Source organism: Brachybacterium vulturis (genome assembly GCF_043641765.1).
GTDB lineage: Bacteria > Actinomycetota > Actinomycetes > Actinomycetales > Dermabacteraceae > Brachybacterium > Brachybacterium vulturis_A.
In genome coordinates this window covers 40,485-52,317 of record NZ_JBHZRO010000008.1, presented here as the reverse complement: position 1 = coordinate 52,317, position 11,833 = coordinate 40,485, and the positions used below count along the sequence as shown (strand labels likewise).

The following is an 11,833-nucleotide window of genomic DNA, read 5'->3' as shown; positions in this document are numbered from 1 at the left end:
GAGCATGCCGTCGGGATTATCGTGGGGCGCGGATCAGCACGTCTCAGGAGGACCCCCGTGGCCAGACGCTTCTACTTCGGCGCCCGCAAAGTCTCGCGCCCCTTCGTCAAGCTCCTGTGGAGCCCACGGGTCACCGGGCTCGAGAACATCCCCCGCGACGGGGGCTTCGTGATCGCCTCGAACCACCTCGCCAACATCGACAGCTTCCTGCTGCCGGTGGTGCTGCCACGGCAGATCCGCTTCGTCGCCAAGGACACCCTGTGGACACAGAAGGGGCTGCGCGGCCGGATCCTGCACTGGTTCTTCGAGGCCGTCGAAGCGGTGCCGGTGGACCGGGAGGCCCTCTCCTCCGGCAAAGGAGCGCTGCAGGCCGGGCTGTCCATCCTCCGCGACGGCGACGGCTTCGCGATCTACCCCGAGGGCTCCCGGTCCAAGGACGGTCTGCTCCATCCCGGCAAGCAGGGCGCCGCCTGGCTCGCCGTCGAATCAGGCTGCCCGGTGATCCCTGTCGGCCTCGCGGGGACCCAGCACATGTTCTCGCGGCTGATACCCCGGCGCAGCTCGATCACCGTCCGCGTCGGCGCCCCCATCGAGCTCGACGACATCGACCCCAGCGCCTCCAAGGGTGTGCGCAGGCGCCTGCTGAACGCACAGATCATGGACGAGATCCAGAAGCTCTCCGGCCAGCGCCGCGCGTAGGCGCCGCTCTGCGCACGGCCGCCGGGGCCCTGACATCGCCGGTCCCCCCGCGAGCGGCGTGCAGGGAAGTAGGATCTGGCCAGGCCGCGCCGACCGAGCGACGGCCGCCGCCCGGACCGCACCCCAGGAGACCAGATGGCCGTCGTCGTCGGATTCATCCCCACCGAGGTGGGCTTCAAGGCGCTGTCCGCCGCCCGCGACGAGGCGGAGCAGCGCGGTGGCCCCCTGATCATCGTCAACGTGCTGCGCGAGGGGATCTCCGTGGATCCGCGTCATGCGAACGAGCAGCACCGCGAGATCGCCCGTGACCTGCTGCGCGGCACCTCCGTGCGGGTGGAGTTCCGCGAGGAGACCACCGAGTACGACATCGCCGACGTCCTGCTCGACGTGACCGAGGCCGAGGAGGCGGAACTGCTGGTCCTGGGCGTGCGTCGCCAGCAGGACCTCGCCCGCCACCTGCTGGGGCTGACCGTCCAGAAGCTCCTGCTCTCCTCCAACAGCGAGGTTCTCGTCGTCTGACGCCACGCCCTGATGCAGTCAGGACCTGCCCGGAAGCTCCGGACAGGTCCTGACTGCTGTGGCCGATGATCAGCCGGTCACGTGCGCGGCGCTCACGCCTGAGCGGACTTCACGGCCTGCTCGATGCGCTCACCGATGGTCTGGTCGATGTTCTTCCAGTACTGGAAGGCATTCGAGAGCACCGGCTCCTCGACCCCGCTCAGACCCCCGGAGACGGTGGCGACCAGCTGGTCGCGCTGGGCGTCGTCGAACACCTCGCGCACCAGGATGCCGGGCTGGATGAAGTCACTGTCGTCCGCGTGCAGGGTGTAGGCGGCACGGACCATCTCACCGTCGGCCTCCCAGCCGTTGTCGACCGGCCCCTGCTCGTCCTGGTAGCCGCGACCGTAGGAGTTCGGCGCGTACACGGGAGCATCCCCGCTGTGCAGGAACTGCATGTGCCCCTCCTTGTCGTAGGAGTTCGTGGGCACGATCGGCTGGTTCACCGGCAGCTGGTTGAAGTTGGTGCCGATGCGGTGACGCTGCGCATCCGGGTAGGAGAAGACGCGGCCCAGCAGCATCTTGTCCGGGGAGATGCCCGTGCCCGGCACGGTGTTCGAGGGGCTGAAGGCCGCCTGCTCGATCTGCGCGTAGTGGTTCTTCGGGTTCTTGTTCAGCGTGAAGCGGCCGACCTTGATCAGCGGGTAGTCCGAGTGCGGGACCGTCTTGGTGAGGTCGAAGATGTTGAAGCGGTAGCTCTTCGCATCCTCATAGGGGATGACCTGCACGGACATCGTCCAGCTGGGGTTCTCGCCGCGCGCGATGGCGTCGAAGAGGTCCCGGCGGTGGTAGTCGCCGTCGGAGCCGGCGATCTTCTCGGCCTCCTCGTTGCTGAGGAACTCCATGCCCTGCTCGGTGTGGAAGTGGTACTTGATCCAGAACTTCTCACCGGACTCGTTGATCCACATGTAGGTGTGCGAGCCGTAGCCGTTCATATGGCGCCACGACTTGGGCAGGCCGCGCTCACCCATCAGATAGGTCACCTGGTGCGCGGACTCCGGGGAGTTGGACCAGAAGTCCCACTGCATCTGGCCCGAGCGCAGGCCCGAGTCCGGGGTGCGCTTCTGGCTGTGGATGAAGTCGGGGAACTTCATCGGGTCACGCAGGAAGAAGATCGGGGTGTTGTTGCCGACGATGTCGAAGTTGCCCTGCTGGGTGTAGAACTTCAGAGCGAAGCCGCGCACGTCACGCCAGGTGTCGGGCGAGCCGAGCTCACCGGCGACGGTGGAGAAGCGGGCCAGCATCGGGGTCTTGCGACCCTTCTGGAACAGGTCCGCCTTGGTGTACTGCGAGACGTCCTCGGTCACCTCGAGCTCGCCGAAGGCGCCGGAGCCCTTCGCGTGGGGGCTGCGCTCCGGGACGCGCTCGCGGTCGAAGCGCGCGAGCTTCTCGACCAGGGCGACGTCGTGGAGCATCAGCGGGCCGTCGGCGCCGAGGCTCAGCGAGTGCGCGTCGGACTCGCGGCGTGCGCCGGACTCGGTGGTGCTCGGGATCGTGGGATCGAAGTCGGTCATCTGCATCTCCTGTGTGGTGAGGGATTCTGACAAGGCGTAAGGAAAAGTCTGGATAGTGGTGCCGGTGGCGGGAGGCAGCAGCCTCCGGCAGGGATCAGGGGGTGCCGGGCGCCGGGCGCCCAGCCGTGCTGACGGCCTTCGCCGCCCGGCAGTCCGAGCAGACGCCGCGGTAGACGACGTCCGCGATCTCGACGTCGAAGCCCAGATCGTCGTGCGGGACCAGGCAGGGCGCCTCGCCCACCGCGCAGGCGACATCCTCGAGCCTGCCGCACTCGCGACAGACCAGATGGTGATGGTTGTCGTGACGGTGGAGCTCGTACTGCATGCTGCGCCCGCCCACCGCCACCCGGCGCAGGAGCTCCGCATCGGAGAGGGCGTTGAGGACGTCGTAGACCGCCTGGCGGGACACGGTCCCCAGGCGCTCGCGGACGTCATGGGCGATGGTCTCCGCATCAGCATGCGGATGCGCCTCGACCGCCGACAGCGTCGCGAGCCGCGGAGCGGTCACGCGCAGTCCCGCGCCCCGGAGGGCGGAGGTGTGGTCGATGGTCGTCATGGTCTCAGGGTACCTCGTTTTCTGGACAGACTCAAGAAAGCGTCATAGCCCAGGCAGATCGGGGGGGGGAGTGCGACGGGCACCAGCCGTCGTGCTCAGCCCCGAGCCGCCGCCCCGGGATCCTGCGTGGCGAACTTCCCCCCGCTGACGTCCAGCAGCGCGCCCGTGATGTACCCGGAGACGTCTCCGGCCAGGAACAGGCAGAGGTTCGCCACGTCCTCCGGCAGCCCCCACCGCCGGATGCTCAGCTGATCGAGCTTCGCGGACGCCGCCGACTCCTCGAGCGCGGAGAAGCCGTTCATCGCCGTGGGGATCATGCCGGGGGCGTAGGCGTTGACCGTGATCCCCCAGGGACCGAGCTCGCTCGCGAGCACCCGGGTCATCTGCACCACCGCGGCCTTCGAGGCGCCGTAGGCGGCGGCATCCACGCTGGGGATGATCGCCGCGAACGAGGCGGCATTGATGATCCGTCCCGCGCGCTGCCGCTTCATCAGCGAGATCACGGCCTGGCAGGTGTTCAGCACCCCGCGCACATTGACGGCGAAGACCTGGTCCCACAGCTCCGGATCGAAGCTCTCCAGCGGACCCTCGGCGTTGATCCCGGCATTGTTGATCAGCACGTCGAGGCGTCCGAAATGCTCCGCGACCGTTGCGACCGCCTCCCGCACCTGGACCGGATCGGTGATGTCGCAGTCCAGCACCAGGTCAGCGAGGGACTCCTCACGCAGCTCGGCGAGCGCACCGGCGTCCCGGTCGAGCGCGACCACCTGCGCGCCTTCGCGGTGGAAAGTCTATGCGATGGTGCGGCCGCTGCCCCGGCCGGCGCCAGTGACGAGCACGACGCGTCCGGACAGGTCGATCTGCATGCTTCTCCTTCGCTCAGGGCGCGGCAGCGTGGATGCGCTCTACGCTGGGCAGGGCCCGGTGACGGCCCAGGGACACCTGCTCTCAGCCTCACCCCTGCTCGGGGCGGGGTCAAGGCAGCGGAAGGAGACAGCGATGGAGGCTTGCACCGTGTGGGTGACCGGCGCGGGGTCGGGCATGGGCAGAGCCTCGGCGCTCGCCGCGGCGCGGGACGGCCGTCCGATCGCGCTCTCCGGCCGACGGTCACCGCAGCTCGAGGAGGTGGCCGAGGAGATCCGGGCCGCCGACGGCACTGCGCTCGTGGTGCCGCTGGATGTCACCGATCGCGCCGCGGTGCGCTCGGCCGCCGCTAGGATCGAGCAGGAGCTCGGCGGGATCGAGGCGCTGGTGCTGTCCGCGGGCCGGAACGCGCCGCGCCGCTTTTGGCGGGATCAGGAGCTCGAGGAGTTCACCGCCATCACCGAGACCAACCTGCTGGGGCCGGTCTCCGTCATCGATGCGGTGCTGCCCGAGATGCGCGAGCGCAGCGCCGGCACGATCGTGCTGATCTCCTCGTACGCGGCCTGGCGCTTCTCACCGGATGCCGGCACGGCCTACAGCGCCTCGAAGACAGCGCTCGGCCCGCTGGCGGCGACGCTGAACGCGCAGGAGGCCCGGCACGGCATCCGGGCCTGCCACCTGTGCCCCGGCGATGTGGACAGCGACTTCCTGGACCAGCGGCCCCGAGTGCCGGGCGCCGCTGATCGGGCCGTCATGCTCACCGCCGAGGACATCGGCCGGGCGGTGTCCTTCGTGCTGACCAGCCCACCGCACGTCGTCATCGACGAGCTGGTGATCAGCCCAGCGAAGCCCGACGCCTGACATGCACGAAGGCCCCGCGCCTGCGCTCTGGCAGGTGCGGGGCCCTCGTCGTGCGTGGAGCCGCCTATCGGAATCGAACCGATGACCTATTCATTACGAGTGAATCGCTCTACCGACTGAGCTAAGGCGGCGCGTCCGTCGCAGGGCGACGGACCGGTTCACTGTACGTGACCGGCCGGGGCCGGGGCAAAGCAGGGCGGGGCGATCCGCGTCACGCTCCGCCTGCCGATCAGCAGGTCAGCCCGTCCTCCGGCACCGTGCCCTCGAGCAGGTACGCATCGACCGGCTCCTCGATGCAGCCGCCGGAGCGGCCGTAGGCGGTGTGCCCGTTCCCGTCGAAGGTCAGCAGCACCGCCTCGTCGAGCTGCGTGGAGAGGCTCTCCGCCCAGGCGTAGGGAGTGGCCGGATCACCGGTGGTGCCGATGACCACGATCGGCCCGGCCCCCTCGGCGGCGATCGGGGCGGGTTCCCGCAGCGGCGGCACCGGCCAGTGCGTGCAGCCGTCCCCACCCAGCATCGCGCCGAAGGTCGGGAACTCCTCCGCCAGCCGCTCCGCCTCCTCCTGCACCCAGGCGTCGTCGACCACCCCGGGGTGGTCCAGGCAGTTCACGGCCGTGATCGCGAAGGCGGCGTTGGTGCGGTAGCTGCCGTCGGGCTCACGCTCCGAGGAGAGGTCGACGATGGTCAGCAGCTGGGCGCCGTCGCCCTGCAGCGCATCGGTGAGGGCCTCGCGTCCGAACTGCCACAGCCCGTCCTCGTACAGCAGGGTGATCACCGCCGAGCGGACCATCGCACCGGTGAGGGGACGCTCGGGATCGCCGGAGTCCAGGGGGGACTCGTCGAGGGCGGAGAAGAAGGCTGTCAGCTGCTGCTTCGCCTCCTGCACCGTGCCCGTGAACGGGCACGTCTCCACCTGGAGGAGGCAGCTGTCGAGGAACGCCTCGATCGCGTGCTCGAAGCCCTCCGCCTGCCCGGCGGTGATCTCGTTCATGGACAGCGAGGGGTCCATCGCACCGTCGAGCACGAAGCGGCCCACCCGGTCCGGATGGAGCTCGGCATAGCTGGCCCCGAGGTAGGTGCCGTAGGAGTAGCCCAGGTAGTCCAGCTGCTCGGAGCCGAGCGCGGCCCGGAGCACGTCCATGTCGCGAGCGGCGGAGTAGGTGTCCAGATAGGGCAGCACGTCCCCGGAGTGCGCCTCGCAGGCCTCGGCGATCCGGGCGCCCCACTCCTCGGCGAGCTGCGCGGACTCGGCGGAGCCGGGCTCGGCGGTGGCGGCGAGGTACTCGTCGGTCTCCTCATCGCTCAGGCACTCGATCCCGGCAGAGCGGTTCACGCCCCGTGGGTCGAAGCCGACCACGTCGTAGGCGGCGCGGACGTCGGCCGAGATCATGAACGGTGCGCTCTCAAGGAAGTTCACCCCGGAGCCGCCGGGGCCACCGGGATTGGTGACCAGGGAACCGGTCCGTTCTCCGCTGGCCGGCAGGCGCCCCACGGCGATCTCGATGTCACCGCCCGCGGGGTCGTTCCAGACCAACGGGACGGTCACGGTGCCGCACTCGAGCTCGTCGCCCTCCACCCCGTCGCAGGCGCCCCAGTCGATCTCCTGCGCATAGTACTCCGCGTAGGCGGGATCCTCGGCGGGGTCGGTGTCCAGGCCCATGGCGGCGGAGGTGCCGGTCTCCTCGAGGGCGGGCCCGTCCGTGGAGGGCGCGGCGGTGGCGGAGCCGTCGGGGTCCGCCGACTCCTCGCCGTCGGGGGCAGGGTCGGCGCCGGTGCATCCCGCCAGGAGCAGGACCGCCGTGGCGGCGCCGGCGGCGAGACGGGACAGCGGGCGGCGGGCTCGGGCGGCATGGGCCATGCGGAGATCCTTGTCAGGGCGATCGGGGCCGTGACCGGGGAGGCGGAGCACGGGCCCGGCCATCTTAGGCCCCCGCCGCGCCCCGCTCCCGGTCCCGGGATGGTCAGCCGACTTCGCGCTGCGACCAGCGACGGATCCCCAGCGCGGCGGGGAGGAGCACCAGCAGTGCCAGCGGCAGCAGTTCGAAGGCGCCCGCGGTCCCTGCCCCCAGCGCGGCGGCCGCCGCAGTGAGGTCCACCGCCCGCACAATGTCGCTGATCAGCTCGGACCCGAAGGTCATGGTGAGCACGCCGGCGGTGCTGATCACGAAGGGCAGACCGATCGCGACGACCAGCGAGATCACCGTGGACTGCAGGAGGATGCCCATGGCCAGGGCGAACAGCAGGGTCGCAGCGAGCACCGGCAGCTGGGTGGCCAGCAGGCTCTCGAAGGAGGAGAAGACGGCCCCCTCCCCCATCAGCTCACCGCCGACCCAGGTGGCGGCCGCGGCCAGGCCGATCGCCAAGCCCACCAGCCCCGCCACCACCACGGTCGCGGCGATGACCTTCGAGGCCAGCACGCCCAACCGGCCGGGGCGCTGCAGGAAAGTGTTCTGGATGGAGCGGTCGGACCACTCCCCCGCGGTCATCATCACCGCGATCACGGGGATGATCAGGCTCAGCGGCAGGCCGAGCACCACGAAGGTGAACTCCACGTCGGCGGTGCCCTGCGCCATCACAGCGGGCTGGATCAGCCCGCCGAGCGCGGCGACGGCGAGGAGTGCCAGCACCGAGAGGGTCAGCAGGATCGTGGCGCCGCGGGTGTCGAGATAGCCGCGCAGGTCGATATCGGGTCGCATGATGGAGGTCCTTGGTCGGATCGGTTCGGGAAGGTCAGCGGCTCGTGGCCGGGGCTCCGTCGACGGCAGCCCCGGCGGGCGACGTCTCCGGGGCGGGGTGCGCGGGGGTCTCGGCCTGGCCGGTGAGGGAGAAGAACACGTCCTCCAGACCGCCGCCCGCGGTGGCGCCGAGGGAGGTGAGCACCAGCTGCTCGCGCAGCGCGAGGCGCCCCATGTCCTCGGGCGCGAGGCTCACCTCGAGCTCCGCCTCGGCACGGCGCTCGTAGGCGATGCCGTGCCGGTCCAGGGCGGCGGCCAGCGCCTCGACGTCGAGCGCCGTCACCCGCGTGCCCGTACCCGCGGTCAACTGCTCGAGGGTGCCTTCGCTGACCAGGCGCCCCTGCGCGATCACCACCAGGCGATCCACGGTGGCCTCGACCTCGCGGAGCTGATGGCTGGACAGCAGCACAGTGCCGCCGGCATCGGCGAAGGAGCGCAGCAGGCGACGCATCCAGCGGATCCCCTCGGGGTCCAGACCGTTGGCCGGCTCGTCCAGGACCAGCACGGAGGGGTCCCCGATCAGGGCGACGCCGATGCCGAGCCGCTGGCGCATGCCGTAGGAATAACCGCCTACGCGCTTGCCCCCGGCGTCCTGCAGGCCGACCATCTCCAGCACCTCGTCGGCCCGCGCGGCCGGCATGCCGACGGTGCGGGCGGTCAGGCGCAGGGTCTCCAGGCCGGTGCGTCCGTTGTGCAGGGCCCGGGCATCGAGCATCACCCCGATGGTGCGGGCCGGGTTCGAGAGGCTGCGGAAGCTCTCCCCGGCGACGAGCGCCTGTCCCTCATCCGCCCGGGCGAGGCCGGTGAGGATGCGCAGGGTGGTGGACTTGCCGGCACCGTTGGGACCGAGGAATCCGGTGACGGTCCCGGGGGCGCAGACGAAACTGAGATCGTCGACCGCGGCGCGGGTCGCGTACGTCTTGCGGAGGCCGCGCACCTCGAGGCTGATGCCCGGGGCTGCGGAAGGCGTCATGGAGGTCATGGAGGTCATGGAGGTCATGGAGGTCATGGAGGTCATGGTTCGAGGTTGCCCCGTCGGCCGGCGACGGACCAGCGACTCCGGGCGAGGCGGTGGGCGACGAAGGTCGCCTCCCGGACGCCCCGCGCGGGGGACCCCCGCGACCTCCGTCGATGCCGGGGGTGACCGGGGGCGATCCTCCCGCTCCTCGGCCCCGTAGGTGCCCTGGTCGGAGCGGGCCGCGCCAGTAGAGTGAGGATGTGGACGAATTGGGAGCGCCGAGGCGGCATCGCTGGCAGGAGATCCTGCTGCTCGTCGTGGTGACGGCCGAGGCTGCGGCCCAGGTGGTGCTCGCGGCCTCATCCCTCGACGTGTGGCGGGCCGGGCTGACGGCGGTGCTGGGCCTCGTGCTGCTGCTGCGGCATCGGCACTGGCGCTGGCTGCTGCCGGTGCTGCTCGCGGTCAACGCGCTCTCGCTGTCGCTCGCGGTGCTGATCATCGTCACCTACGGCTATGCCACGCGCAGCCACCATCGGCTGCTCACCCTCCTGGTCGCGCTGCTGGCGGTGGTGACCGGTGCGGTGCCCTCCCTGCTCGAGCTGGGGCTGACGCCGCGCATAGGACTGACCGGGCTGCTGGTGATCATCCTGGTGGTGGCCGCCTCGGCCGCGACCGGCATGTACACCTCGACCCGCCGCGCGCTGCTGGCGCAGCTGCAGCAGCGGGCGGAACAGGCGGAATCCGGCCGAGCGGCGGCGGAGGAGCAGGCGCGGCGCGCCGAACGCACCCGCATCGCCCGCGAGATGCACGACATCGTCGCCCACAAGATCTCGCTGGTGGCCATGCACGCCGGTGCACTCGAGGTGAACCCGAATCTCGAGCGCGCCCAGGTCCAGCAGTCCGCCGGCCTGATCCGGCAGACCGCCACGACCGCGCTCTCGGAGCTGCGGGAGGTGCTGGGCGTGCTGCGCGGCGACGGCGAGGAGGCGCCGCTCGCGCCGCAGCCGACCTGGGAGGACGTGCGCCGTCTGGTGACCACCTCGCAGGAGGCCGGGGTCGCCGTGGACCTGTTCGACTTCATCGATGACGACGTGCCGGATCCGCTGGCGCGCACCGCGTACCGGGTGGTGCAGGAGGGACTGACCAACATCCACAAGCACGCCCTGCACACCAAGGCGCGAGTGGCGCTGATCGGCGAGCCCGGCACGGAGCTGGTGATCGAGGTCAGTAATGTGCTTCCCAAGGGGTTCACGACCGATCTGCCCGGGGCCCGGATGGGGCTCTCGGGCATCGAGACACGGGTGACGCACGCGGGCGGGACCATCACGTCGGGACCCACCGACGACGGACGATTCGAAGTGAGGGCGGTGATCCCGTGGCCGAGGGCGACGTGACGCGCGTAGGACTGATCGACGACGACTCCCTGGTGCGCGCCGGGCTGGCGATGATCCTCGGAGCCGATCCCGGCATCGAGGTGGTCGCGCAGGGCGGCGACGGCGCGGAGGCGGTGACGCTGGTGCACAAGCACCGCCCGGACGTGCTGCTGATGGACGTGCGGATGCCGAAGCTCGACGGCATCACGGCGACCCAGGCGGTCTGCGAGCTGCCCAGCCCGCCCAAGATCATCATGCTCACCACCTTCGACATGGACGAGTACGTGTTCCGGGCGCTCGAGGCGGGGGCCAGCGGCTTCCTGCTCAAGGACACCCCGCCGCAGGAGCTGGCCCGGGCCGTCCACGTGGTCGCCGCCGGTGAGGCGATGCTCTCCCCCACCATCACCCGGCGGATGCTCTCCCACTTCTCCGAGGCGAATCCGGGCTCGCACCAGGACCGCCATCCGAGTCTCGAGCAGCTCACCGAGCGCGAGAGGGAGGTGCTCAGCGCCGTGGGAGCGGGGCTGTCCAATGCCCAGATCGGCATGCGGCTGTTCATGAGCGAGGCGACCGTGAAGGCGCACGTCTCGAAGATCTTCGCGAAGCTCGACTGCACCAATCGGGTGCAGATCGCGATCATCGCCCACGAGGCCGGGCTCACCGACCTCGATTCCGACCAGGTCTGAGCCGCTCCGACCCGAGGGATCAGCCCCCGTTGGTCAGCCCCAGCCCAGCTCGTGGAGACGGGCGTCGCTGATGCCGAACAGGTGACCGATCTCGTGCAGCACGGTCACCGCGATCTCCTCGACCAGGTGCTCGCGGGAGGCGGCATGGCGCTGCAGCGGACCGCGGAAGATGAAGATCCGGTCCGGCTGGGCATACCCCTGGAAGATGCTGCGCTGGTCCAGCGGGATCCCCTCGTACAGGCCCAGCAGTTCGCTGCCGCCGGACTGCTCGGGCGCCGGCTCCTCCTGGATCAGGATCGCCACGTTCGCTTCGGCGATGGTGCGGGCGACCTCTTCGGGCAGCGAGTCCAGGGCATCGTCGACCGACTCCTCGAACTCCTCGCGACTGATCCGGATCATGGCCCCATCGAACCATGGGCGCTGAGCGGCAGGGAGGCCCCTCTGCGTGCCCGGGGCATGGTCGAGAACTGGCGCGGTGGCGACAGGTATGCCGATATCTCCGCAGAGGTCGGCCTGACGCCGGTACCCGACCACCCGCCCGGGTCCCGACCACCCTGCCCGGGCCCCGGTCGTGTCGGCGCAGCCCACGGCGGGAGGAGCGCCCTCGGTGTCGGATACGCCGCATCGATGCGGACCTCGGAGGCGACGGATCCCTGAGATGGGTATGCTCTTCGTCGGGCAGTTCTCTGCCCCGGGCCCCCATCGTCTAGAGGCCCAGGACACCGGCCTTTCACGCCGGCGACACGGGTTCGAATCCCGTTGGGGGTACTCGCTCCGGGCGCACCATTCACGGCGCGACCAGGCGATACGGAAGTGCGAGACGGCTCACAGCGAAAGTGGTGCGGGGCCGCGAGAACGTCCGGTAGAGTTGTTCAGGTCGAAGCGAGCAGGTGAAGCGCTCCGACACGCTAGGCCCTGTAGCTCAGTTGGTTAGAGCGCCGCCCTGTCACGGCGGAGGTCGCCGGTTCAAGTCCGGTCAGGGTCGCCCCTACGAGCAGGCCCCGGAACATGGTTCCGGGGCCTGCTCCG

11 protein-coding genes, 3 tRNA genes and 1 pseudogene are annotated in these 11,833 nt (G+C 70.3%); 7 read left to right on the top strand and 8 right to left on the bottom strand.

Annotated elements, in window-relative coordinates:
- Positions 1 to 57: 57 nt before the first annotated feature.
- Both ACHUEU_RS08035 and ACHUEU_RS08030 read left to right on the top strand, forming a co-directional pair.
- The gene (locus ACHUEU_RS08035) at positions 58 to 699 is read left to right on the top strand and encodes a lysophospholipid acyltransferase family protein (RefSeq protein WP_394215398.1); all 642 of its coding nucleotides are present in this window, start codon (positions 58 to 60) and stop codon (positions 697 to 699) included.
- A gap of 135 nt (positions 700 to 834) precedes the next feature.
- Entirely contained in the window at positions 835 to 1,218 is a 384-nt protein-coding gene (locus ACHUEU_RS08030) for a universal stress protein (RefSeq protein ID WP_394215396.1), read from the top strand.
- A gap of 92 nt (positions 1,219 to 1,310) precedes the next feature.
- Here the strand turns inward: ACHUEU_RS08030 and ACHUEU_RS08025 are convergent, their stop codons facing one another.
- The 3 genes and pseudogenes from ACHUEU_RS08025 to ACHUEU_RS08015 all read right to left on the bottom strand — a co-directional run.
- On the bottom strand, positions 1,311 to 2,771 hold the full coding sequence (locus ACHUEU_RS08025) for a catalase (RefSeq protein WP_394215394.1): 1,461 nt from the start codon (positions 2,769 to 2,771) through the stop codon (positions 1,311 to 1,313).
- Positions 2,772 to 2,865: 94 nt separating this feature from the next.
- Positions 2,866 to 3,327, bottom strand: a complete 462-nt coding sequence (locus ACHUEU_RS08020; protein ID WP_394215393.1) for a Fur family transcriptional regulator — start codon at positions 3,325 to 3,327, stop codon at positions 2,866 to 2,868.
- 95 nt (positions 3,328 to 3,422) lie between these two features.
- Positions 3,423 to 4,103: pseudogene (locus tag ACHUEU_RS08015) on the bottom strand (SDR family NAD(P)-dependent oxidoreductase); the annotation flags it as partial.
- A 223-nt stretch (positions 4,104 to 4,326) separates the two neighbouring features.
- Between ACHUEU_RS08015 and ACHUEU_RS08010 the strand changes: the two are divergent.
- A complete protein-coding gene (locus ACHUEU_RS08010) occupies positions 4,327 to 5,052 on the top strand; it encodes an SDR family oxidoreductase (RefSeq protein ID WP_394215392.1) in 726 nt (241 codons plus the stop codon).
- A gap of 55 nt (positions 5,053 to 5,107) precedes the next feature.
- On the opposite strand, the gene ACHUEU_RS08005 is transcribed toward ACHUEU_RS08010, so the two are convergent.
- From ACHUEU_RS08005 to ACHUEU_RS07990, 4 genes are all read right to left on the bottom strand, one after another.
- Positions 5,108 to 5,183, bottom strand: a tRNA-Thr gene (locus ACHUEU_RS08005).
- A gap of 98 nt (positions 5,184 to 5,281) precedes the next feature.
- Complete coding sequence (locus tag ACHUEU_RS08000) at positions 5,282 to 6,910, bottom strand: alpha/beta hydrolase (protein ID WP_394215391.1); 1,629 nt, start codon at positions 6,908 to 6,910, stop codon at positions 5,282 to 5,284.
- Positions 6,911 to 7,013: 103 nt separating this feature from the next.
- Positions 7,014 to 7,748 (bottom strand): ABC transporter permease, encoded by a 735-nt coding sequence (locus tag ACHUEU_RS07995; RefSeq protein WP_394215390.1) that lies wholly within the window; start codon positions 7,746 to 7,748, stop codon positions 7,014 to 7,016.
- Between the two features lie 34 nt (positions 7,749 to 7,782).
- On the bottom strand, positions 7,783 to 8,787 hold the full coding sequence (locus ACHUEU_RS07990; RefSeq protein WP_394215510.1) for an ABC transporter ATP-binding protein: 1,005 nt from the start codon (positions 8,785 to 8,787) through the stop codon (positions 7,783 to 7,785).
- A 218-nt stretch (positions 8,788 to 9,005) separates the two neighbouring features.
- Here ACHUEU_RS07990 and ACHUEU_RS07985 point away from each other — a divergent pair, with 218 nt between their 5' ends.
- Both ACHUEU_RS07985 and ACHUEU_RS07980 read left to right on the top strand, forming a co-directional pair.
- Complete coding sequence (locus ACHUEU_RS07985; RefSeq protein WP_394215389.1) at positions 9,006 to 10,139, top strand: sensor histidine kinase; 1,134 nt, start codon at positions 9,006 to 9,008, stop codon at positions 10,137 to 10,139.
- On the top strand, positions 10,121 to 10,804 hold the full coding sequence (locus ACHUEU_RS07980; RefSeq protein WP_463454938.1) for a response regulator: 684 nt from the start codon (positions 10,121 to 10,123) through the stop codon (positions 10,802 to 10,804). The genes ACHUEU_RS07985 and ACHUEU_RS07980 overlap by 19 nt, the downstream gene beginning before the upstream one ends.
- A gap of 33 nt (positions 10,805 to 10,837) precedes the next feature.
- Here ACHUEU_RS07980 and ACHUEU_RS07975 read toward each other — a convergent pair whose 3' ends face one another.
- Positions 10,838 to 11,203, bottom strand: coding sequence for a metallopeptidase family protein (locus tag ACHUEU_RS07975; protein WP_394215387.1), 366 nt, complete (start codon positions 11,201 to 11,203; stop codon positions 10,838 to 10,840).
- Between the two features lie 296 nt (positions 11,204 to 11,499).
- Between ACHUEU_RS07975 and ACHUEU_RS07970 the strand changes: the two genes are divergently transcribed.
- Together ACHUEU_RS07970 and ACHUEU_RS07965 are read left to right on the top strand one after the other, a co-directional pair.
- Positions 11,500 to 11,572 (top strand) — tRNA-Glu (locus tag ACHUEU_RS07970).
- Positions 11,573 to 11,715: 143 nt separating this feature from the next.
- Positions 11,716 to 11,789: transfer RNA gene (locus ACHUEU_RS07965), tRNA-Asp, on the top strand.
- Positions 11,790 to 11,833 lie beyond the last annotated feature (44 nt).

Excerpts from the sequence above, each read along its gene's own strand:
- ACHUEU_RS08030 (WP_394215396.1), top strand. The coding sequence starts at position 835 with ATGGCCGTCGTCGTCGGATTCATCCCCACCGAGGTGGGCTTCAAGGCG.
- ACHUEU_RS08025 (WP_394215394.1), bottom strand. The coding sequence starts at position 2,771 with ATGACCGACTTCGATCCCACGATCCCGAGCACCACCGAGTCCGGCGCA.
- ACHUEU_RS08020 (WP_394215393.1), bottom strand. The coding sequence starts at position 3,327 with ATGACGACCATCGACCACACCTCCGCCCTCCGGGGCGCGGGACTGCGC.
- ACHUEU_RS08010 (WP_394215392.1), top strand. The coding sequence starts at position 4,327 with ATGGAGGCTTGCACCGTGTGGGTGACCGGCGCGGGGTCGGGCATGGGC.
- ACHUEU_RS08000 (WP_394215391.1), bottom strand. The coding sequence starts at position 6,910 with ATGGCCCATGCCGCCCGAGCCCGCCGCCCGCTGTCCCGTCTCGCCGCC.
- ACHUEU_RS07995 (WP_394215390.1), bottom strand. The coding sequence starts at position 7,748 with ATGCGACCCGATATCGACCTGCGCGGCTATCTCGACACCCGCGGCGCC.
- ACHUEU_RS07990 (WP_394215510.1), bottom strand. The coding sequence starts at position 8,787 with ATGACCTCCATGACCTCCATGACCTCCATGACGCCTTCCGCAGCCCCG.
- ACHUEU_RS07975 (WP_394215387.1), bottom strand. The coding sequence starts at position 11,203 with ATGATCCGGATCAGTCGCGAGGAGTTCGAGGAGTCGGTCGACGATGCC.